19 protein-coding genes are annotated in these 22,878 nt (G+C 50.3%); 1 reads left to right on the top strand and 18 read right to left on the bottom strand.

Annotated elements, in window-relative coordinates; genetic code table 11:
* Positions 1-33: 33 nt before the first annotated feature.
* The 7 genes from A3848_RS24845 to A3848_RS24815 all read right to left on the bottom strand — a co-directional run bounded on the left by A3848_RS24845 (position 34) and on the right by A3848_RS24815 (position 9,212).
* Positions 34-1,842: a heparinase II/III family protein gene (locus A3848_RS24845; protein ID WP_074087543.1), complete on the bottom strand. Its 1,809-nt coding sequence runs from the start codon at positions 1,840-1,842 to the stop codon at positions 34-36.
* 29 nt (positions 1,843-1,871) lie between these two features.
* Positions 1,872-3,479 carry a response regulator transcription factor gene (locus A3848_RS24840; protein ID WP_074087542.1) on the bottom strand — a complete coding sequence of 536 codons (1,608 nt, stop codon included), beginning with the start codon at positions 3,477-3,479 and terminating at the stop codon, positions 1,872-1,874.
* A complete protein-coding gene (locus tag A3848_RS24835) occupies positions 3,472-5,286 on the bottom strand; it encodes a cache domain-containing sensor histidine kinase (protein ID WP_074087541.1) in 1,815 nt (604 codons plus the stop codon). The genes A3848_RS24840 and A3848_RS24835 overlap by 8 nt, the downstream gene beginning before the upstream one ends.
* 132 nt (positions 5,287-5,418) lie before the next feature.
* Positions 5,419-6,828, bottom strand: coding sequence for an ABC transporter substrate-binding protein (locus tag A3848_RS24830; RefSeq protein ID WP_074087540.1), 1,410 nt, complete (start codon positions 6,826-6,828; stop codon positions 5,419-5,421).
* A gap of 109 nt (positions 6,829-6,937) precedes the next feature.
* On the bottom strand, positions 6,938-7,777 hold the full coding sequence (locus A3848_RS24825; protein ID WP_074087539.1) for a carbohydrate ABC transporter permease: 840 nt from the start codon (positions 7,775-7,777) through the stop codon (positions 6,938-6,940).
* A gap of 23 nt (positions 7,778-7,800) precedes the next feature.
* Complete coding sequence (locus A3848_RS24820; protein WP_074087538.1) at positions 7,801-8,742, bottom strand: carbohydrate ABC transporter permease; 942 nt, start codon at positions 8,740-8,742, stop codon at positions 7,801-7,803.
* Positions 8,743-8,852: 110 nt separating this feature from the next.
* Positions 8,853-9,212: a (2Fe-2S) ferredoxin domain-containing protein gene (locus A3848_RS24815; RefSeq protein ID WP_074087537.1), complete on the bottom strand. Its 360-nt coding sequence runs from the start codon at positions 9,210-9,212 to the stop codon at positions 8,853-8,855.
* A gap of 141 nt (positions 9,213-9,353) precedes the next feature.
* Between A3848_RS24815 and A3848_RS33585 the strand changes: the two genes are divergently transcribed.
* Positions 9,354-9,650, top strand: coding sequence for a YczF family membrane protein (locus A3848_RS33585; RefSeq protein WP_483874437.1), 297 nt, complete (start codon positions 9,354-9,356; stop codon positions 9,648-9,650).
* 2 nt (positions 9,651-9,652) lie between these two features.
* Here the strand turns inward: A3848_RS33585 and A3848_RS24805 are convergent, their stop codons facing one another.
* From A3848_RS24805 to A3848_RS24755, 11 genes are all read right to left on the bottom strand, one after another.
* A complete protein-coding gene (locus A3848_RS24805; protein WP_074087535.1) occupies positions 9,653-10,750 on the bottom strand; it encodes a GerAB/ArcD/ProY family transporter in 1,098 nt (365 codons plus the stop codon).
* Positions 10,751-10,785: 35 nt separating this feature from the next.
* Complete coding sequence (locus tag A3848_RS24800) at positions 10,786-11,991, bottom strand: Ger(x)C family spore germination protein (RefSeq protein WP_074087534.1); 1,206 nt, start codon at positions 11,989-11,991, stop codon at positions 10,786-10,788.
* A complete protein-coding gene (locus A3848_RS24795) occupies positions 11,981-13,552 on the bottom strand; it encodes a spore germination protein (protein ID WP_074087533.1) in 1,572 nt (523 codons plus the stop codon). Before A3848_RS24795 ends, A3848_RS24800 begins: the two co-directional genes overlap by 11 nt.
* A gap of 182 nt (positions 13,553-13,734) precedes the next feature.
* Positions 13,735-14,775, bottom strand: a complete 1,041-nt coding sequence (locus A3848_RS24790; RefSeq protein ID WP_074087532.1) for an NAD(P)/FAD-dependent oxidoreductase — start codon at positions 14,773-14,775, stop codon at positions 13,735-13,737.
* A 35-nt stretch (positions 14,776-14,810) separates the two neighbouring features.
* Complete coding sequence (locus tag A3848_RS24785; RefSeq protein WP_074087531.1) at positions 14,811-15,845, bottom strand: FecCD family ABC transporter permease; 1,035 nt, start codon at positions 15,843-15,845, stop codon at positions 14,811-14,813.
* Positions 15,846-15,847: 2 nt separating this feature from the next.
* Positions 15,848-16,906 carry a FecCD family ABC transporter permease gene (locus A3848_RS24780; protein WP_074087793.1) on the bottom strand — a complete coding sequence of 353 codons (1,059 nt, stop codon included), beginning with the start codon at positions 16,904-16,906 and terminating at the stop codon, positions 15,848-15,850.
* A 237-nt stretch (positions 16,907-17,143) separates the two neighbouring features.
* On the bottom strand, positions 17,144-17,269 hold the full coding sequence (locus tag A3848_RS33145) for a hypothetical protein (protein WP_256701765.1): 126 nt from the start codon (positions 17,267-17,269) through the stop codon (positions 17,144-17,146).
* Positions 17,270-17,902: 633 nt separating this feature from the next.
* Entirely contained in the window at positions 17,903-19,597 is a 1,695-nt protein-coding gene (locus A3848_RS24770; protein WP_074087529.1) for an oleate hydratase, read from the bottom strand.
* A 131-nt stretch (positions 19,598-19,728) separates the two neighbouring features.
* Positions 19,729-20,307 (bottom strand): TetR/AcrR family transcriptional regulator C-terminal domain-containing protein, encoded by a 579-nt coding sequence (locus A3848_RS24765; RefSeq protein WP_074087528.1) that lies wholly within the window; start codon positions 20,305-20,307, stop codon positions 19,729-19,731.
* Positions 20,308-20,593: 286 nt separating this feature from the next.
* Positions 20,594-20,803 (bottom strand): zinc ribbon domain-containing protein, encoded by a 210-nt coding sequence (locus A3848_RS24760; RefSeq protein ID WP_074087527.1) that lies wholly within the window; start codon positions 20,801-20,803, stop codon positions 20,594-20,596.
* Between the two features lie 308 nt (positions 20,804-21,111).
* Positions 21,112-22,698, bottom strand: a complete 1,587-nt coding sequence (locus A3848_RS24755; protein WP_074087526.1) for a sigma-70 family RNA polymerase sigma factor — start codon at positions 22,696-22,698, stop codon at positions 21,112-21,114.
* Positions 22,699-22,878 lie beyond the last annotated feature (180 nt).

Raw genomic sequence — 22,878 nt, 5'->3', positions numbered from 1 at the left:
TTTAGCCACCGCCATTCATTCATTTGGAATTGATCATGTCTCCATGAACTGAAACTCGAATTCATAGCTTTCCTGCTTGCCTGGTTTCCCCGAGGTGTGGAAATCCATTCCGTACCAGGTCCTGGCCTCGCCAAAATGATCGCTGTAGACATGCTCCGAAATCACTGGTCTGAGCGCACCGGTATTATAGAGGATACGCAAACCTTTTCCGCCCGTACCCCGCAGCAGAACACTGCCCTCCTCCAGCACAGGCTGGCAGAAGGTCACTAGCCGTTCCATCAGCGCCGCCGGGGCTTCGGCAAACCGGAAATCGTCGGTCATCGTAAGTGCAGGAAGGATGTCTGCGGTCTGCCAACTGAACGACCGCGTCAGCCGTTCCAGCGGTCCGTACCCGTAAGCAGCGGTCAAATCCAGCTTCAGCACACTCTCATCCCCCCCTGCCTCAGCTTCCAGCACTTTGGCACAAGCCCCGGCTCCCGGCAGCTGTAGCTGCCCGTCAATAATAGGCACACTGTGCCCCTGAGAACCGTTACAATCATAGGTATACCGCTCTGCACCGAAATATCCTGCCGTGTACTCTCCGCTGCCGAGATCAGAGAGATAGACCGTATCATCCCCCAGCAGAACAAATTGGCCAAGATCATTATGATTGTGCGGCTCGTCGTTATTTCCGCCTTTGGCGGCGAAACCGAATACCCCGGCCGGAGTAATCTTCCGGGTTACCAGCCATTCCGCATCCGGTAAATAGCTGCTGCTGCTGGTCCACTCGCTCCGGCTGTCCACCGGACTGCGCCAGATCAGGTTCCGCACCGCCGGTGCCCAGCGGCTGCAGTGGTCCTCCGTATATGAAGCCCTAATCGAAACAGGCGGCGATTCCACTTCAGAATAGATGGCGCCCAGATAGTGGCTGAGTCCCAAAGACACGCTGACTCTCTGCTGCGAATCGGAGAAGTTGGCTACGACATTGCCGCCAAGAAAACATTTTTGCTGGAATGCAGCGATGCTCTTCACCTTCTCCAGCCGGAACCAATCCAGTTCTCCCCGGCTTCTGCGGCGGAGCAAGTCAGCGTAATATACGAAATAGCCAAAACCATAATTCCAGTAGCCCATCCCTTCCAGGCAGGCACCGTCTTCACCGAAGCCCTGAAGATAATATTCCATTGTCCCCTGTACCTTGAACAGGATATCCGCAAGCGTCTCCGGGTCCTTCAGCATCAGCATCGCTGCCGCACCGACCGATCCCGAGCAGACCGCCGCCCAGTTATGCGTTGCCGTCTCCCAGTGATAAGGCCCGGAGTTCAGATAAGGTCCGAACAACCGTCTCTGTACCTCTTCTTTGATTCTCGTATGTAGTAGAACAGGAAGCCTGTCCCCAAGCAGACAGCTGATCTCACTCAGTGCAAAACCGGTTTCAGCCGAGAACAGATCAATCGTTTCCGGGATACCGCTATTGCCGGTATGGGCTGGCAGACACCATGTGTATTCGTTGCAGATGCTCCATATCATCTCGCAGACCGCATGGATATGGGTTTCCTGCTCCGGCTCCAGCAGAGACAGCAGTACTGACGTGTTCAGCATTCTCCTGCGCTCAAAATAGGGCCGTTCATACTCCAGTCTGGACCCGGTGCGGACAAAAACAGTAAACAAATCATAGGTAAGCTCAGGTGCTTTTTCCCCTCTGAGCCTGTCCCCTTCTGCACGAATTTCTGCGACCTCCTCCGCATATAGCGGTGAATTCCTTACCGTAGACCAGAATCCGGCTGAATCCCCATTAGGATAATACAGTCGGGTATCGGCTGGCTCCATATTCTGTACGGTTGCAAGCAGTTCGGATCTTAGCATCTTACGTCGCCTCTCTCTACGGCACACGGCTACCCACGGTATTCAACGGGCGTTACTCCTGCATGCACCTTAAAAGTCTTGATAAAATAGCTCTGGTTGTCATATCCCAGCTGTTCACAGATCTCGCCAACTGTAGAATTTGTTCCATCCAGCAGTTCCTTGGCTCTTTCCATTTTTAGTTTTGTAACATATTCGATAAAAGTAGTACCTGTCTCCTTCTTGAACAGCCTGCTGAAATAGCTGGCGTTCAAATGGAGATGATCCGCTACCTCATCCAGACTGATCCGTGTTCCCAGGCGAAGGGAAACATATTGACAGGCCTCGGTGACTTCGGTCCTTTTGCTGCCCCCGGCGCCAGCCCCCTTCGCCGCAACAATGGATTCCAGATGATTATCCAGCCATTCCCGCAGGGATGGCAGTGAATCGATATCCACGATCTCTTTGTGCAGCGTATCCGCCGAATACGCCGGACGGATGAACTGGAGGGAGTGCAGCTTCAGCTTCAGGTCGAGCAGCAGCTTCAGCGTCCAGTCCTTGACCGTCTCCGGAGGATACCGCTCTTCCCGGATCAATGAGATCCACTTGTCGGACACGGTACGCGCCTGCTGTGCATTCCTGCCCAGCAGTACCTCCCGCAGCTCCGTGGCAGCCTGATCATAATGTGCAAACAAATTGCTCACCGCGGCGGTGCTATTGGCAGACTTACGCGGAACGGTATCCCCTGGCATCAGATAAAAACGCTGCTCTTCGGCGTTCAGCAGCCCATTCAACTGCTGCTTAAGTCCTTCCGGTGTTCCGGTGCCCTCTCCGGTAATGAAGGACATGCGGACCTTCAGTACCTTCGACAGGGTAGACTGGAGAATCTTCAGCCCGGCTGCGGCTTCCGCATAAATATTACCCTGTAGACCAGGCCTGTAGGAGAACAGCAGGAACGAAGATTTGACATTGTAGCCAATATAAAGTCCGCGCGGCTTCATCCCGTCCAGCACTTCATTCATCACATTACTCACGGCAAAATGCAGCGTCTGATCCGAGGAGAAACGGTATTTCACATGCCGGTAATCCTCCAGGTAGGCAATAACAGGCAGACAGAATTCCCCCTGCTGGAACAGTCCGTATTCAGCAGCCTCAGCCAGCCATTTCTCCGGTGACAGCAGCGGCTGATGGATGAAATTCTTGATGCTCCGCTCCTTGCGCAGCTCCTTAGTCTCTCCGAACAGCTGCCGGATGCGGGAGGTCTCCCAGCCTGCGCGGTTCTCTTCATCCATGGATTCCTTGAATCTGCACAGCAGCTGCACAAGATCCTCCGGGTCCAGCGCATCTTTTAGCAAATAATCCTGCACATTGAGGCGCATCGCCTGCTGGGCGTATTGAAATTCATTGTGGCAGGATAAAATCGCGATCCGCACACCCGGCCTCAGCTCCTTGATACGGGCAGACAGTTCAAGTCCATTCATCCGCGGCATGCCGATATCTGTAATCAGAATATCTGGTATCTCCTGCTGTGCATGCTCCCAGGCACTCTCTCCGTTCTCATGCGTACCCATCAGGCGTAAGCCAAGCTCCCCCCAGCAGATACTCTCGGACAACAGCTCGATCACCGGATAATCGTCATCCACGAGCATCACCTTATACATCCCGTATCTCCTCCCTGTGCGGAATATGCATCTCTATCGTGGTCCCGCTGCCGATTTCACTGCGAACATTGATGACAAAATCCTCACCGAACAGCATCCGCATCCGTTCCACTACATTGGTCATACCCATCCCGGAGAAAGAACCTTTGGGCTCTTCGTGACCGGAGCTCATCTCCGTTCCTGCGGACTGCATCCGTCCTGCTATACTCTCTAGCCGGTCTTCATTCATCCCTAGGCCGTTGTCGGTTACAGACAGGACCGTATAGCTCTCCTCCACATCCGCACGAATACTAATTACGCCCGGCTGCTGGCTGAGCCCATGAATGAGCGCGTTCTCAACCAGCGGCTGAAGGAAAAAGCGCGGGACCTTAATCAGAAACGCCCTGGGATCAATATCCAGCTGTACCCGGGCCTCCTCCTTCTGGCGCAGATTCATCAGGCTGACATAGTGGGAGACCAGATCAATCTCTTCATGCAGAAAAATCTCATCCTCTTCACGGCTGATCGTCATCCGCAGCAGCATGGACAGGGAGCTGATCATTTTGGCGCTCTCCGGATCACCTCGCTTCATGACCTTCATACGGATCGAGTTCAGCACATTGAACAAAAAATGAGGGTTGATCTGAGCCTGGAGCATTTTCAGCTCCGCTTTTCGTTTACGGGCCTGGGTGTCTGAGACTTCTGCGATCATTTCCTTGACCCGGTCCAGCATCTGGTCGAACATCAGCCCCAGCCGCCCGATTTCATCATTACCCCGGACTCCGGAGCGTACCAGCAGGTTCCCGCGCTGCACTGCAGTTGTTACTTTGCCGAGCCTTACCAGCGGTTTCGTAAAGGCACGGACCAGAGTAATGAGCAGCAGCAGGAAGACGAAGAAGGAGATCAGCTGGATGACAAACACACGATTAAATATAGAACTGATATCTACGATGCTCTCCTTGTAAGGCTGCATCAGTACCAGCCGCCAGCCGTTGAAGGACAGCTGCTGCTGAACAACAAGATAGCGCTCCCCGGCAATGGCAACGACCTCTGAAGCCTGCAAAGAATTCACGGCGTTCACATACGGAAACGGTTTGCCAATACTCTCCGGATCTCCCCCGGAGACAATATGGTTCTCTCCATCCAGCAGAACCACTTTCTGTCCTGCCGACAGATTGCCGAAAATATCATGAAGCTGATCCTCCATAATGGTCACAACGGCATACCCATAGATCTCGGTGCTATCGAGGCGCAGCGTTCGGGCCACCGTCACCTGATACGGATGATCAAACTTGTCGTAGGCCAATTCAGTGGGCTCTACACCCGCCCAGTAGGACTCCAGCCCCTTCAGCTCTGTCATCTTGCGGAACCAGGGCTTCTTCTTCAACTCGAGCGGATTGTAATCGCTAACAGAATAATTCATATAATATTTATCGTTGGTCAGCAGAATTGTTACATAACTGTTCTGACCAACAACAGTAAGGGTATCCAGCTGTTCGAGCACACGGTTCTGATCCATAAACCTCTGATATTCGTTACCGCTTACATTATTGGCTGCGGCAAGCTTGAAATACGCTTTCAATCCGGGATTGGTCTGGACATAATTGGCGATGGTCAGCATCCCTTTCAGGCTGTTCGTCACCGAGCCGTTCACCAGCTGTAAGGAATCTTCTGCATTTGCAATAGCCTGCCGTTTGACGGCCTCCTGGGTTAATGAATTGTAGATCAGCAGCGTGAGCGCCGCAGGAACCAGAATACAGGCAATGGATGCGACAATCAGCTTGTGACGGATCGATTTGGGGGCGAGCTCCCTGAGTCTGCTGAACATAGCGGTGTCCCCCTTCAATATGTACCCCTGAAACAAGCAGAAACGGCTTGGCCCCCAAGTGAAAAAGGACTTCCGTTTCTGCGGGAAATATATTCTCATCTTGTATACATTCTATGAAATGATTATAGCAAATTATTTTTTATTGGCTGCAATTATTTTATTCACACGGTCCTGGGAATTCTTGATGGTCGTATCCACATCCTGATCCCCAAGGATCATTTTCTCATACTCCTCGTTAATGGCTTTGTACACCTCTGCCTGGTACGTAGCCGGCGGAATGATCGCCGATGCTTTGGAAGCCACAAGAGTGTCAACGAGAGATTTCTTGTCAACCTTCTCCGGATTCTTGGTACCGGCCAGGATCGTATCAATAATCCCCTCCACCTGATCGCTCGTTACCTTGCTCCAGGCCGGAATGTTCTTGCCTTGGACAAGCTGGCCTTCGGTTGTATACCAGCGGACAAATTTATAGGCCGCTTCCTTGTTTTTGGATTTGGCGGCAACGGACACATAGTCCGTAGTCACCGGTGTCAGACCCTTTTCATCTGCAGCGTTGTTCTTAGGGAATGGGGCTACGGCTACATTAAAGTTCAAAGGTACCTTTTCTGTACCGCCGATCTCCGTGTTCATCCAGCTTCCGATTAGAATCATGCTGGCAGACTGGTTGAAGAACTGGGTGCGGTAAGCCAGCTTCTGGGAGATCATGTCCGAATAAGGAACGGAAGACTTATCTTCCTTTTCCATTCTCATTCTCAGCTCAAGCGTCGCCTTGAAGTTCGGATCATCCAGATTGGAGGTTCCGTCCGCCTTCAGAAACTCGGAGTTCTGCGGCTGGTTCTCCATCTTCAGCTTCAGGAATTCCATCCAGCCACCTGCCTGCGGACCGTGGAAGTATGCCCCGTAACGCTTCTCTGCTCCTTCGCCCTTCGTCAGCTTCTGGGCATAGTCGGCAAAATCATCCCAAGTCCAGTCAGTAGGCACGGCAAGTCCTGCTTCATCCAGATTATCCTTGTTCAACAGCACGTACCATGGATTGAATTTGCCCGGCAGCGCATAGACCTTGCCATCCAAATGGGTATCCACTTTATAATCTTCTTCTACCTTGAAGCCGTCCTTGGCGATATACTCGTCCAACGGTTCCGCCATCCCCAGCGCAATCCGCTGGGCATATCCCGCTGCGTCACTGAACATCAGGATATCCATCGGCGCGGAGGAGGCCGCCTCCAGATCCAGCTTTTTGAAGGCTTCCTGGGTATCGCCCTTTTCACTCAGCTGCACCAGCTCAATGGTCACACCCGGATTGGCCGCTTCATAGGCTTCTAGTGTGTGCTTCCAGTTGTACGCCTCCTCTGTCCCATAAGTGTAGAGCCGCAGGTTGGTTTTCTCTGTATTGCCGGCTGCGGCTCCGTTCGTTGCTTTGCCCGCATCTGTGTTCGCCCCGCCACTTGTACTATTATTGCTGTTATTCCCGCCGCAACCCGCCAGCAGACTTAACATCAGAACCCCTGCAATCGCCCCGGACCAACCTTTTCTTTTCACCATCATTGAACCCTCCCTGGATAATATCAGTGACTCACAAATGAATTATAGGATACGCTTACATTTGGCACATGAAACAATATTTACTTTTATTGAATTATTTTTACTTCTATTAACCTTTTACACCGCCAAGTGCGATGCCCTCAATGACATTCTTTTGTCCCAGGATAAAGATGATAATCAATGGCAGGATGGCAGACACCGCTGCCGCCATAATCAGGGAGTAGAACTCTCCGCTCATGGAAGTGAACTTCTGGATTGCTATCGGCAGAGTCAGCAATTTGTCGCTCCGGATGAAGATCAGCGGATTCTGATAATCGTTCCAGGTCCAGATGAACCGGAGGATCGCATACGTGGCGACCGCAGGCTTCACCAGAGGCAAGGCGATGGACCAGAAAATGCGCGGATGTCCGGCACCATCGATTTTGGCCGATTCAATAAACTCCTGGTGGAGACCCATAAAAAACTGACGCAGCATAAAGGTCCCGAGCACACTGAAGGTTCCGAGCAGCACCAGACCCAAATGGCTGTCGAACAGCCCGATGTTGCGGTAAATAATAAACTGTGGAATCAGGATTGCCTGCCCTGGAATCATGTATGTTACCAGCACAATCATGAACAGGAAATTGCTGGCCCGGAACTTGATTTTGGAGAACCCATAAGCCGCCATGGCCGAGATTAGACAGGATGCCGCAGTAGTTATCACCGCAACCTTGATCGAATTCCAGTAGTATAAAGTGAACGGATAATCACCAAACCAGACCGCTTTGTAGTTCTCAACCGCATTCCATTCCTTCGGAAGCCACTGAATGGGATACGCAAATACTTCCGACTCCACCTTGAACGAGGTGACCAGCATCCATACAAAAGGCAGCAGGAACAGCACACTTCCGGCAAACATGACCACCGTAACTATGATTTTCAACCCATCGACGCCTGGACGTTTTTCCATATGCTTAACCCTCACTTCTCTGTCTAGTAATTGACCCATTTCTTCTCTGCCAGCCACTGCCCGAACGTAATCAGCATGACGAACAGGAACAACACGACGGCAATCGCTGAAGCGTAGCCAACCTTAAGATTGACAAAAGCTGTATCATACAAGTACCAGACCATCATCGTCGTAGAGCCAATCGGGCCGCCCTGGGTCAGCACCGCGATCACATCAAACACTTTAAACGTAGCAATGATGCCGGTTACAAGCAGGAAGAAGGTCGTGGGCGACAATAGCGGAAAGGTAATCCGTCTGAATTTGGTCCAGGCGTTAGCTCCATCAATTTCGGCAGCCTCGTACAGATCCTTCGGAATGGACTGGAGTCCGGCGATGTAGATAATCATGTTGAAGCCGATGGAGATCCAGACCGAAATCATCATAATGGAGATCAGGGCAAAATGCGGATCGGCAATCCACTTCGGCGGATCAGCAATCCCGATAGCCTTCAGCATTTCGTTAATCGGGCCGTACGAAGGCTGGAACAGTACCTGCCATACAATGGCTACGGCGACGGTCATCGATACATAAGGGACGAAGTAAGCGATTTTAAAATAACCCTTCATATACACGTAGCGGTCGATCAATATCGCCAGTACCATGGATACCAGCAAATACACCGGTACTGTCAGCAGAAAGATAAAGTTGTTGCGCACCGAGCGGATAAACATGTCGTCCTGCAGCAGATTGCTGAAGTTCTGCAGCCCTACCCAGCGGATGCCGTCAAAGCCTTGCACAAAATTCCAGTCAGCAAAGCCTAGCACCAGTGTGGCAATGATCGGTATCAGTACCAGAATCGTTACCCCGATCAGCATCGGGCTTACAAAGAGCAGCCCGGACAGCGTTTCTCCCTTTTGCAGCGACCAGCCTTTGCGATTGCGCACAGCCGGCGGCTTTTGCGTTAAAGTCTCCATAATTTGCCCCATGTCTCACACCTCAATGGTTTTGTTATAGGCCAATCCCTTTTCTCTGTTCTCATTATAAAAAAAATACCGTCAGCGCTTTGACGGTATTTTGATCTTATTCAGTATAATTTTTACTTCTTCTTTTTACCCTTGGCACCCTTGTCTGTCCGGGCCTTCAGCCCGCCATCGTAGGTATAGAGGATATGATCCTCCAGTTGTTCCCCTTGGAGCACCTTCCGCACCAGCTTTTTGCCCGCCTTGGGCGTCATCTCCCTATACCAGACTCCCTCCGGGTATGAGATCACTATACAGGCGTCCGAGCATCTTCCGTTACACTCGGTTACTGTGGTATGTATCTTACTTGCCGCTCCCTGTTTCTCAATTTCTTCCTCAATGGCATCAGCCACTTCTTCGCCTTTATTCTTTCTGCAGCTGCTGCCGCCGCAGATCAGCAAATGATTAACCGTTCCTTGCAGATTCCAGGTCGTCATTAAATGTATACCCCCTTTTGAACACTAATACCCCGCATAAGGATCATTCTAAACTCTAGCCATTCACCGGATGCCCGTCAATAGCGTACAATCGGTTTCCTGGAGTGCGGAGGACAAAGTCTTGGTTACCAGCCTCATTAGATGGGGATAATATCTTTTGCTTGCCGGGTCCTCAAGGCCATTACAAAAAAGAAAAGGAGAACAAACCAAATGAAAATCCTGTATATTTACGCCGTACTTGGCTTATTGGGCTTGACTATATCAATATCCGTGGATTGGTTAACCGGAACCCCATTCTCCATGTCGTTCAGCTTTCTTACCTCGATCTTCAACACTACTACCTTCGAGGAGCTGGCCGTCATCATTATATTCTTCTTACTTCCTTTTATCCAACTAGGGATGGATGCTTACAACAGGAAAAAGAAACCCGGCCATTGAGGCTACCGGTACCAGCCGAACCGTTTGCGCACATGGTGGACAAGGAACAGCAGAATAGGAATTACCGCGCAGAGGAGCGGAAGAATGTATTTCAGAAACGCTCTCCCTTCATTCAAGTGACTAGTGTAATTCTCAGCGCTCATAAATGAACTGAACAATACAATGACTCCAACAGGCACAACCAGTTTCCGGTAATCCTGAACTTTAAACAAATCTGCAGTGATTACGGTCGCTGCGTAACAATAGATCGACATTTTAAAGAAAACACCGATGATCAGGGTCAAAATGACTAAGGCATCCAGACGCTGGATAAAGTTAGCCACGTTTACCAGCGTGATCGTCGTATAAATGGGAAAGGCCGCTCTACTATATATATTTTCTCCAAGTACGGATATTTCAATGGCATGGGTGAAAGTGAGCAGCAGCCCGCTTAGGATCACTGCCATGACCCCTGCTCTTTTGGCTTTTCGGGGTTTGTTGAAATGAGGCAGAACCGTTGTCATGCAAACCAGTTCCCCAAACGGAAAAATCCAGATGCTGGGATAGGCAGAGCTTAGCGCATCCCACCAATCGTCGGCTTGAAGGGGAAACAAATGCTTAACGTCCACCAGTCCGGCAGCGATAACAATAAAATTGCAGACCAGCCCCATGATCATGATGATCCAAAAATAAATTTCCGCTGTCCTGGCGAATACCTCAATTCCCTTGTTCAGGATGTACATGACCGCAATCACCATAATTGCATTGATAACCAGGATCGGAGTCCGGTCGTAAGTAGACGAGATTAACAGATCTCCAGCCTCCCGTAAATTACGGGAGCCGTTGAACATCAGCACCGGAATATACAGCAGACTCAGCGGCCAGCCAATGGCCTTACCCAGTATTTTTTGTGTATAGCCGCTCATGATCAGTTCGGGAAACTGACGATACAGATCGTAGTAGATCAGATAGAGCAGTACTCCTCCTGGCAGGGCCATTAATATGGACAGCCATACCGCATGGCCGCTTTTCAGACCTATAGGAACTACCAGGGCCGTTCCCAGTTCAAACAGCACTATCATGGCAAACAATTGACTGGGTCCGATGACTTCTTTTCTCATAAGAAAGCTCACCTATCTTTTCATTAGATCAATCTTTATTTTTCAGGTGACATGAACGGAGCGAGCCGCATTCCTGTACCCCGAATATACGCTTCAACCTTGAGATCAAGTGTTCCTTTGGCAAAGATCTGGTCCCATTCGTTCTCCACAGTTCTCCAAGCGTTGGGGTGGGTACGTTTTAATTCATTCCCAAAATTCAAATAATCAACACCCGTTTGCTGTGCCGCTTGGAATGCCTGCTCTATTTCTGCCTTCGTCAGCTTTTCCATAGCCTCCTCCAATTTGATGATTTCCTCAGTTTTGCTCAAGTCCGCACTGCTCTTGGTCTCATTAATATTCCCTTCCTCACTGACATTCACATGAAAAACCGGAATTCCCTCCCGCAATTCTACCTTGACCCCGGTTCTGGATAATAACACGTTCACTGCAACTGCTTTTTTCTGTTCCCCTGCATCGATGTCCACATTCGTTTCGATGATTTTATTCAGTATCCAGTCTGTTCCCCTGGCTTCGGGTCCGTCGATCCATGTTACCAGCTTCCCCTTCTTGAATACGGCCTGGCCTCCCATTGTGATAGTAGTCTCTACATCCGATTGCTCCAGGTTTGATTTCTTCTTACCTGCTTCTACATTGCCAATCATGCGCAGTCCGCTGACCGTGAAGCCTCCCTCCCCTGTCATTTTATTAATCAGCTCAAAAACGTCAACCCGTTGATTCTCCCCCCACACATTGGAAGTATTTTGAATCTTCTTAGACAATCCGATGGAGGGAATGCTTTCCTGCGGTGTGAATACTTTTAGAATAGAAGCAGCACTTGTGTCTCTTGAGATCAGAACAGCTGTATTGAGCCTAAGCTCATGGGATCGTTCGAAGATATCCAATACACCGCTGATCCCGCTTTTTGCGATGGACTCTCCCAGTACCAACAATTGGGTATGGGCAAAAAATAGCTGCCGGCTTGCCTGCTTCGAGGTTTTGCGCAGGGCCCCGAATACCGTGTGATCGTTTGACGTATAGATGGTGATTGGGGACGCCCCGCTGTTTGCCCCTTGGCTTGTAGCAGTGGCTGACGGGATGACAACCTGGAACGTTACCTTGTATTCACCCGGTTTCGTTCCCTGGTCTATTCCGATTCCGCTGACAATAGCCAGCTCGTTCAATTCTCTGCTGTTCCAGCAGCCTGTCAGACTCAGGGCCAGTCCCAGATAGGTAATCAGGCAACCTCTCATTTTAACTTTCATTGGTGTTTACCCTTTTGCCTTTAACTACCTTTTTGCGCACATTACTATTATCATTGTTCAGACGCGGCCGGATTTTCATAAAATGAATGGGCGAACGAATTAAGGTGTCCTTCTGCGCCTTAAGGGCAAAAGGAGCTATAGGAGACATATAAGGAACTCCCAATGAGCGCAGGCTACATAAATGTGCGATCAGGATTAAAGCCAGAATAGCTATGCCATAAAGACCCATAAAGGCTGCAACAAATACAATGACAAATCGCAGCAGCCTTACTGAGAGTGCCATGTTAAAGGCCGGCGTAGTGAAGCTGGAGATCCCTGTTAAGGAAACAACGATAACCATAGCTGGTGAAACAATTCCCGCCTGAACGGCCGCTTGTCCCAGAACCAAACCTCCAATGATGGAGACCGTCTGACCAATCGTGGAAGGCAGCCGAATGCCCGCTTCACGGATAATTTCAAAGGTCACCTCCATCATCAATGCTTCCACAAAGGCCGGAAAAGGCACTCCTTCCCGCTGCGAGGCCAGATTAATCAGCAACGGGGTCGGAATCATCTCCTGATGAAAGTTAAGCGCGGCAACAAAGATAGCGGGACCGAACATCGAAATCAGCAAACAGAGAAAACGCAATAAACGGATCAATGTAGAAATATCAAAACGCTGATAGTAATCCTCTACCGTATGAAAAAACATAAAAAACGTTGTAGGTGCAATGAGCACAAAAGGAGTTCCATCTACAAAAATGGCGATTCTCCCGTCCAGCAGATTCCCGGCCACGCTGTCAGGCCGTTCTGTATTATACAGCGTAGGAAAAGGGGAATAGCCACCTTCTTCAATTAGCTGCTCAATGTATCCCGATTCCAATATGGAATCCACTCTGATTTCTTGCAGCTTTTCTCTTAAATTCTGCAAATTATCTTCGTTTACTATGCCATGTATATACATGATGGCCATACTAGTCTGTGTCACAGCACCCAGTGTCATCGGCTCTACCCACAGATTGGGATTTTTAATTTTGCGGCGGACCAGAGAAATATTAACCCCAATCGTCTCCGTAAAACTCTCCTTGGACCCGCGGATCGATACCTGTGTACTCGCTTCAGACACAGGACGGACCTCGCCTCCGCTTGTGTTGCCGCATATCGCTTCTGCCATGTCTTCGATCAGGATAAGGGTATTTCCGGACAAAAGGGCTTCAAAGAGCTCGCTTATCGTGGTGACGGACTTCCCTTTACCTGGATTCAACGCTTTTTCTTTCATATATTTATAAATGTCCAGGCTTGTTGTCAACTTCTGCCCTTCCTCGTTAACAGTTTGAAAGGACATGGCGTGTGAGATGAACTCATTCACGATCTCCTTATCCGTAAGGCCATCCATATATACGGCAGCAATCCGGGGAGCATCATCTATCGTTTGAAAATAGCGGATAATCAGATCCAGACTGTTACCGAGGCCTTCCCGGATATGCTGCAAATTGTCGTCAAGGTTCTCTGTAAGCGGGGAGCTTTGATTGTTGCTATCCTCCGTTTGGGACTTTTTCGGTTTGGTTGTTCGAGTAGCCATCATCCGCACCTCCTGCCCATACTATTTGCCCGCTTCCCTTTTTTTATGCAGCATATGGAATAGAGAAACGCAGGTGCAAACAGACTAATTGCAAGGATCTATGCACACAAAAAGGCTGCCGGCACGAAGAATTTCGTACGGACAGCCTCTGGTTATTCTATATTCAATAAATCTCCAGCCAATTAGTGTTCATCCACTACGCCAAGCGCCTTGTTCTTTTCCTTAAAGCGCTCATTATGCGAGGAGACATAAGCCACCTTGGGGGCCTCAGGGTCCAAATACAGCTTCGCGCTGTTCAGAGCAAGAACCGCATCAGTGAAGGTCCCGGCAATTAACCGGACCTTGCTGCTGTAATCTACGAAATCTCCGGCGGCAAATACGCCCGGAAGGTTCGTTTCCAGCCGACCGCTGACATTGGCACACCATTCGCCCATATCAATTCCCCAATCCTTTAGCGGACCAAAGTCGCTTTTCAGCCCATGATTCACTATCACTGCATCCACTTCAAGCTGCTCGTGTTCGCCCGATTCCATATGGCTGATCGTGACCTGGTCTATCTTCTCCCCATTGCTGCTGTGCAGCTGGCTAACCGTATGAGGAACACGGACTTGAACCGATGAGGCTTTCATACGGGCAATATTCTTCTCATGACCGCCAAACTGCTCGCGGCGGTGAACAATCGTCACGCTGGCGGCAACGGGCTCCAGCTCATTCGCCCAATCCACCGCCGAATCGCCGCCGCCCGAGATCAGCACCCGCTTGCCGCGGAAAGGTTCCAGCTCCTGCACAGTATAATGAAGGTTCGTCACCTCATAGCGGTCTGCCCCCTCAATCTCCAGCTTCGCCATCTGCAGGATACCGTATCCTATGGTCAGGATGATAGTACGCGTCCAGTGCCGCTCGCCGCTCGCTGATGTCAAAATATACGTGCCGTCCTCTTGCCGCTCCTGAGCAATGATCTGTTGGCCCAGTACGATGGTAGGATCAAAGGTCCGGGCCTGCTCAGCCAGCTGATCTATCAGTTTCCGGCAGAGTATTGGAGTAACTCCCCCCACATCCCAGATCATTTTTTCGGGATAAATGAGCATTCTTCCGCCCAGCTCATCCTTGGCTTCAATCAGCTTCGTCTTCAGGTCGCGCATCCCGCTATAGAATGCTGTATACATACCGGCAGGACCCCCGCCAATAATCGTCACATCGAATAATTCCAGCTCTTTGCTCATGTAATCCCCTCCATGTGTATTGGTATTTCAGCGAATTAAGAACGGGTACGGGCCAGCAGGTAGAGAAAATAAGGCGCCCCAATCACGGCAACGACAATACCTGCCGGAATTTCGGAAGGCTGCAGTATCCAGCGGCCGATGGTATCCGCCGTAAGAACAAGCAGTGATCCCAGCAGCGCCGAAGCGGGCAGCATCAACTGATGCTTCGGCCCCACCAGGCGCCGAGCCAGATGCGGCCCCACCAAGCCGACGAATCCGATTCCGCCGCTCACGGCGACACTGGCCGCTGCTAGACCGACCGCAGCCCCCAGCAGGCGGAATTGCTCCTTCGTTACCGCCGCGCCGAGTCCGGTTGCAGTCTGATCCCCCAGGTTCAATACATTCATGACTCTGGCCTTGTAGATCACATAGGGCAGCAGAATGAGTATCCAAGGCAGCAAGGAAAGTACGAACTTCCAGCTGGTCCCCCAGATACTGCCCGCAAGCCACGTGGCGACAAATTGATATTTGTCGGGGTCCAGGCGCAGGGTAAGTACAATCATAGCCGCGCTCATGCCTGCCGCAACCGCCACCCCGGTCAGCAGCAGCCGGATCGGAGAGATTCCCTCATGCCGCTTATAGGCAAGCGCATAGATCATGGCTGCTGTACATGCAGCCCCGACAAAAGCTACCAGCGGAAGCATAAATACCGGTGCGGCTGTGGTTGCCGGATAAAAAGAAACCAGCAGCATCACCATGAGTCCGGCTCCGGCATTGATGCCAAGAATTCCGGGATCGGCCAGATCATTGCGGAACACACCCTGCATCACTGCACCTGAAACCGCAAGTCCGGCTCCGATCAGAATCGATATCACAATCCGCGGCAGACGGAAATCGAACAGGATGAGCTCCTGTTTGTCCGTGCCACGGCCGAGCAGGGTATGCAGTAGCTGGGGCGGTGTCAAATGTATGTATCCTGTGTTCATACTGATCACACAAACAGCTGCGATCAAGGCAGATAGTACTGCCAGCACTTGTAATCCCCGTCTGCGTCTAACCTCATCAAAACTTATTGCCTTCTGTTTACGCACCTTCACAGCTCCCTTCTTTCTTTGCGGGCCAGATACAGAAAGAAAGGTACACCAATCAATGCTAGAATCGCGCCCAGCGGCGTTTCATGCTGCGGGATAATGGTTCTCGCAGTGAGGTCGGCGAGCACGACCAGCAGACTGCCAAGAACGGCGGAGCATGGAATAATCCATCGGTAATCCACACCGACAAGATACCTTGTCAAGTGGGGAATAATCAGACCTATGAACCCTACAGCTCCTACGACCGAAACCGAAGAACCGGCAAGAACCAGGACGATCAGAGCACCTGCCAGCTTCACCAGACCTGTACGTTGCCCGAGACCTTTGGCAATATCCTCACCCAGGCTGAGCATGGTAATGGAACGGGATAGAGCAATTGCCCCAAGAATAGCCACAAATACCCACGGAAACATGATCTTGAGCTGGAACCATTTCGTTCCGGCTATACCTCCCGCATACCAAAAGGCCAGATCTTGTCCGATTTTAAAATATAAAGCCACTCCCTCACTTAAAGCCGAGAGTAGTGCACTCAATGCCGCACCAGCCAGTACAAGGCGTGCTGGCGTAAGTCCGCCTTTAGCCAGGGAACCGATACCATATACGATCGCCGCACCAGCCCCTGCACCGGCAAAAGCATACAGAATCAAACCCATGAACGGCAGATTCGGCATAAAAGCAAACACAAGCGCCAGCGCAAAACCTGCGCCAGAATTAATGCCCATCAGCCCCGAGTCCGCGAGCGGATTACGGGTCATCCCCTGCATTATGGCTCCAGCCACCGCAAAGCTAGCCCCGATCATCACACCACCTAGCACGCGGGGAAGCCGCAGCTCGCGGATAATCTGGTGATCCGTAATATCCGGATTGAAATGAAAAATAGCGTTCCATACCACCGGCAGCTTAATATCCGCAGCCCCGAAAGAGACCGAAACCGCAATTCCCAGCGCCAGGGCAATCAGACCGCCAACCAGGATCAGCGTAGCCGCCCAAGGACGCGAACGAAGCTTCACCTCATTCTGCCGCCTAAGGGGACCTGTGCCGGTTGCTGTCTGTTGACTCATAGGTTCCACCTTTTTCTCATGAAATTGATAATCATTATCATTATCACATTGTAAAGGAAGATGCTGTATTTTGGCAATGGACAAATATGATTTGCAGCTTTTATAGAAAACCAAAACCCCCGGAAATCATCCTGAGGAAGCGACAATTTGCCGGGGGTTTTGAATGTCCTAAAATCTGAAGACTGCATACCATCCGCTGGTTGGTTTGACAACTGCAGGCGGGGCAGGAAGGTGCTTTTATCGGGTATAGTCTTCATATTCATCGCGCCGGTTCAACTTGTGATACATATATTCGTCGTTCTTCAGTTTGTAGAGTGCACCCATTCCGGCAAAGATGAAGAACAGCACCTCCAGTAAAATCATATTAATTATCCTTATCCGTCTCCGCGATGAGTCCATTATCGATCAGTTAGAAAGCGGCTTAACGGCGATCAATAACTTGGATTTGTGGAAAATGTGAACTTGATACGAGTGCATAGGACGGACCTCCGTGTAGCTTGGCGGCAATGTATATGTATGCTCTTCCCCGTCAATTACTACCTTCACTTTATCACTCGCCCGATACTGAGAGAGTCGTTCAACAACAGCAGCTTCTTCAGTAGAATAACCCATTACCAAAGCGTCCACACTTAGCTGATAGATATTGATTGCAGTGATTAAGAGGATCCAAGTATTCTCGTTCAAATCCACTGTACTTCATATAAACTCCAAGATCTAAGAGGATCAACAACAGGGCAAGGCAAATCCTTATTGTATTTCTTGTTTTCATAAGCCTAATTCATCCATTCTGACATTCAATGTAGTCTCTACGAATTCTATTGGGGGAATCATACCTACAGTTCACTCCACTATTCATACCATAATCCTATCCAGTTGTGTAATACGAATGCTCATAGAGTTACGATTACCCAAAAAAGGGCATCCCTGTCGCCATCTCTGGCTGAGGAATACCCTTCATATCATAAATTCCTATGCAATTTTGCCCAGCGCCGAAACCTACAACAGCTTCGAAATCACCGTTCCCGACAAAAGCTGGCCCAGCGTCCGGTCGAGCGGCAGCGGCTTATTACCGAGACATGTCCGCACGGCGGTCAGCAGCACGCGTACATCAAACTTACTCGGATGCACTGGAATCACTTCTTTTTCCAGCGCCAGCAGACTGTATACGGCCATCATCGCTGATCTCACGGAATACTCCACGGTAAAGACACAGTCGTCAGGCACTTCGGCAAATTGTCCGAGGAAAGCCAGATTCGTACTGCCCTGCGGAACAACCTGCGGACGGTCACCCGCCACACGGGGCATAAACTGGGAAGTGATATATGGCATCATGCAGGGAATGACATTCGTCGTATGCTCCAGAATTTCCGGAATCCGGTCCTTCAGGCCGATATGGTAGCACAGCTCTTCCAGTAGCTCGCGTCCGGTACAATCGCTCATCTTCTTCTTGATATAGTTGCCCTCGGCATCCGGGAACAGGCCATACGCCCACAGGACCTTCACATTCTCCGGCTGATTGATGAAATGCGGCTGCTTCGGTGCAGTCCAGGACATCATCCAGTTGGAATCCTTGATCGTGACAACACCGCCCATACCCGGCAGATCACCGGTCAGCTCCAGCAAATAAGGGAAGACGATCTCATCATCGGTAAATGTCATCGTAAAAGACAGCCATTTCGTCTTGTCAATGTCCCCGCAGAATACTTCAGGATGACCGAAATCGGGGGATTTGGCGGCAAGCTTTTCCCATAGGCTCCAACAGCCGCGCTCCGTAACCGAACGGTTAAGAACCGCAGGATGGTCCATATCGCCAAGAGTCGAATTTTCCGTCATCGAGCCGTTCGTTACCATCACCAGATCGCTGCGGGAGGTCGAAATAGTCTTTGGCATTCCGTTCACTAGAACATGAATGGCCGTAACCGTCTTTTCCCCGCCAGTGAAATCCACATCCAGATCGGTGACCTGATGTCCCTTGTCAAAATGAACTCCCTCACTCTCCAGCCACTTCATCAGCGGAAGAATCAGCGAATCGAACTGGTTGTATTCCGTATGCAGGATGCCCTTCAATTGATTCATCCCGGAGATCAGGTGCATGAAACGCTCCATATAACGTTTGACCTCAACCACACTGTGCCAATTCTCGAAGGCGAACATGGACCGCCAGAAATACCAGAAGTTCGTGTCCAGGAAGCTCGGGTCAAAAAACTGCTCAATCGTCACCGCGCCCAGCTTCTCCTCTGTCACCATCACCAGCTTACCGAGTTGAAGCGCGTGGGCCGTAGACAATCCCAGCGAGGAAAAGTCGGCCTTCTGCCCTGCCTTCTCCACCAGACGGCAGTGAGATTCGATCGGCTCGGCCAGATTCAGCTCGCGGAACTCTTCCAGCACTGTCCGGTCAGGGTTGGTCAGCGATGGAATGAAGCCGAACAGCTCCATAAAGCACTCAAAATGCTCCTCAATCTCGCGTCCGCCCCGGGCACTGTAGCCGTCTTTGGCATTCCCCGCGCCGTCCATTGAGCCGCCATATACTGCAGATTGCTCCAGAATATGAATGTTCCGGCCAGGCATATGCCCGTCACGGATCAGAAAAGCCGCCGCGGACAGCGAGCCGATCCCCCCTCCAACGAGATATGCTTTTTTCGAAGCAATTCCTCCCTGCACGAGCGGGTTAATTCTTTGATAGGTTCCCATTTTGTCCTCTTCCTTTCATCGAACTGGATAAGTGACTCTAGAACTGACTTCACTATACCCAGCGGAACCTAAGAATTCTATGGACAGCTCGCCGCATCTGTACAGGGTTTACACATCTGCGGGAGATTGTGTCATTTTATTGGGGCGGTATGATAGTTAGCCAGACTCCGGGAGATACTGCCGTCCATAATCCGGGCCACTTTGTCCACGATCTGTGCCGGGTCGGTGTTCGCTCCTGCCTTGAGCCAATGGATGACCTGCTCCAGGATTGCCAGGGTATAGAAATCAGCAATATCTTGCATAGCCAGCATATTCACCCGTTCCGGCTCTTTCATATTCAGCTCCTCTACGACCTGAATCACCACTTCATAGATCACCCCGTACAAAAATCCCTCCAAATGCTCACGCCCCAGGGAATGGAAGGTGTTCAGGCATATGGTTTTGTTGCTCTGCGTATAGTACAGCACGCTAAGGAACCCCTGCTTCCAACCGGAGCAATTGCGGTATGGCTCTAGGCCTTCAATGATTTCGGTCTGGTAGACCCAGCCAAGCAGCTCATAGATATCCTGAAAATGATTATAAAAGGTATGCCGGGTCACCCCGCAATCGCAGGTAAGCTGCTGAATGGTGATTTTGTGGAGCGGCTTTGTGAGCATCAGTTTTTTGAGTGAGCGGGCCAATGCATTTTTTGTGACTTGTGAATAGGACATAGCTTCCTTCTGCCCCCTGGATAATAGATTGACCTTGCGGATTATTACACTATGTAAAATATTACTCTTACTTCCAATATATATGCAAGGGGTAACAGGAAATTCGGGATCTGGAGCTGGGTTAGTGAGCTGTGAATAAAAGCACAAAAAAAGACGGGCAAACCTCTATCATTTGTCCGTCATCTCACTTGTCTTACATTCAACAATTGCATAGCCATTTTCAGGCCCATCATTTCAGCCACAAGGCACTGCCTTCAGCATAATTTTTTCAGACGAATAACCTCAACTAATTCATTAAAAAGTCCAAAATATTCATTCCACTGCCCGTATTGGCCTTGTACAGTTCCGTATATCCGCATTCCCGGCAGCTAATGGTGATGAACTTTTTATTCTGGACATCAAAAAGCTTCGCAAAGTTGCCGCCGGTTGCCTGGAACTGGTCCACGGCATATTCTTTACATCCGCATTTATTGCAAATAAAATGTTTTTTAGCCATGGTGCTCTCTCCTCCAAAAGGTTTCTCTGTTTCGTCTAGAGTATGTGCTGTTACTTATTACATCGGCTGAACACAGACGGAAAATAATCATATTGCCCACAATGATGCTAAAGACGCAGAGGCACACTATGATTTAGTTTGTGGTCTAGGCCGTATTTCATTGGCAGATTAAAAACAAATATCAATATCATATCATCCATAATTTTCCTTATCCAGCAAATCAAATAAATAAGTAATAAAGACCCACTTGGGGGCTTATTGGGCAGGCTCAGACAGGTTATCTGAAAATCTGATCATTAATTATACTTCTAAAATCCAGTTTTGTTCCGCACCAGCCTTCCGGTAGATCGTTCCCAGCGCCAAGGTACATCATACCCCTGCATATGCAGACCTCCATACCATTCATCTATTCCTTGCATCAGGACGCGGTCCGCCCTTCCGTTCTTTATCTGCTTACCCAGCTCAGTCATTGTAACCTGCCGGCTCAGAAACTCAGGAATTTGCCGGAAATCCGTATCATCTACAGCCCCGTCGATGTACATCAGAGGATGATTACCCGCTGCCAAAGCACGCACATACTTGAAGTATTCGATATCCCCCATACCAAGTACATGCAAGGCATCCGTAACTTGACGGAATAATTCCAGCGGCGTATGCGCCCCGGCTTCAACAGCTTCAAGTGTGGTCTGTTCCACAATTCCCAAGCCATTCTCTACGGAAGGAAGCCGTGATAAATGGGCCATGAAGGCTTCATAGGCAAAAGGCAGGCCGGACGCCGCCAGCTCCGACTTCTTCAGTTCAAGCAGATCAGCCATTTGGGCAGGGTCAGCTGAAGCATACGCCTGCCAAAGCTCACTTCCAAGCTCAATTTCCCGCTTTCCGATCGTCCGCCAGGTCCCGGATAACGTTCCAAGCTGTGCCGGAGTAAGCTGTCCCAGACCATGGAACGGTTCGATTCCCGGAAACTCCCCGATGCAGAGCAGACTAAGCTTGGTGCGGCCGGGCATATTCCTTTTGAATGTATGCAGTAAATAGGCAAGCATACTCTGGTCAAACAGGTCATGCTCAAACCAAAGAACTACTTCGTCGTACCGGGTATAGTCGCGGAGCTTACGCTCCTGTTCCTCACAGCCCGCTATATACTCATTAGCCGGAATACCGAGCGTTGCCTCCAGCACCAGAGAGCGCTTCGCACGTTCCTCCGGCCGGGAGAGGTCTTCAAATATTGGACCAGAGGAATAAATCTCCCTCCATACCCATACATCCCCTTGAACAATTCCTTGCTTTAGCATGTTACCCACCGTATCTCCATTCACAATATGCAGCATATTTGCGCCCCTTTCGTATAAATGATTGAACACGGAAGCCAGATCGGCAACCGGGAGTGTGCCTTTCAGCTTTTGGCGTGCATCATGCAGCCTTTTCTTGAGTGTCTGCACCGGAGTCCCGAGATAAGCGGAAATCTCCTGGAGGGAATAGCCGTAGAAATAAAACAGCTGCACCGGGACCCTAAGCTTGGCGGATAACGCGGCCACCGAGTTTTGCAGCACCTGCTCCTCCGCATAACGTTCCGCAACCTCCGCCGCACCCGGCGCATTCTGCAAACCCTGCAGTGTTTCATCCAGAGGAATCGTGGGTTGAAGCTTGCGCCGAAGTACACGCTGACCTTGCCTTACGACAATCGTCTTGAACCAGCCCGGAAAGGCAGCCGGGTCGCGCAGCTTGTGCAAATTCAGAAACGTTTCAAGGCATGCCTCCTGAACTGCATCCTCGGCGAGATGGACGTCTTTCAGCAAGTCGTAAGCGACCGCGTATGCCATCCCCCGGCAATGCACCATCAGCTGTGCGAACGCCTCAGCATCTCCTTGTCTCGCCTTCTCCACCCACTGACGCATGTCCGCCATCCCCTTCACTTTCATGTTCTTATCTATAGGTGCCATAATCACGGGCAAAGGTTACATTGTGCCAGAGAAGAAGATAATAGATAGATAAACCAATCGAACAATCCCGGAATAGTAACCATAGACCCTTTCCCGCTTACAATGGATATCTTGATATACAGTGTAATGAATACA

This window comes from Paenibacillus sp. P32E (genome assembly GCF_001909085.1).
GTDB lineage: Bacteria > Bacillota > Bacilli > Paenibacillales > Paenibacillaceae > Paenibacillus_AQ > Paenibacillus_AQ helianthi.
Note: the sequence above shows the minus strand (reverse complement) of the source record. Positions and strands in the feature narration are given on the sequence as shown.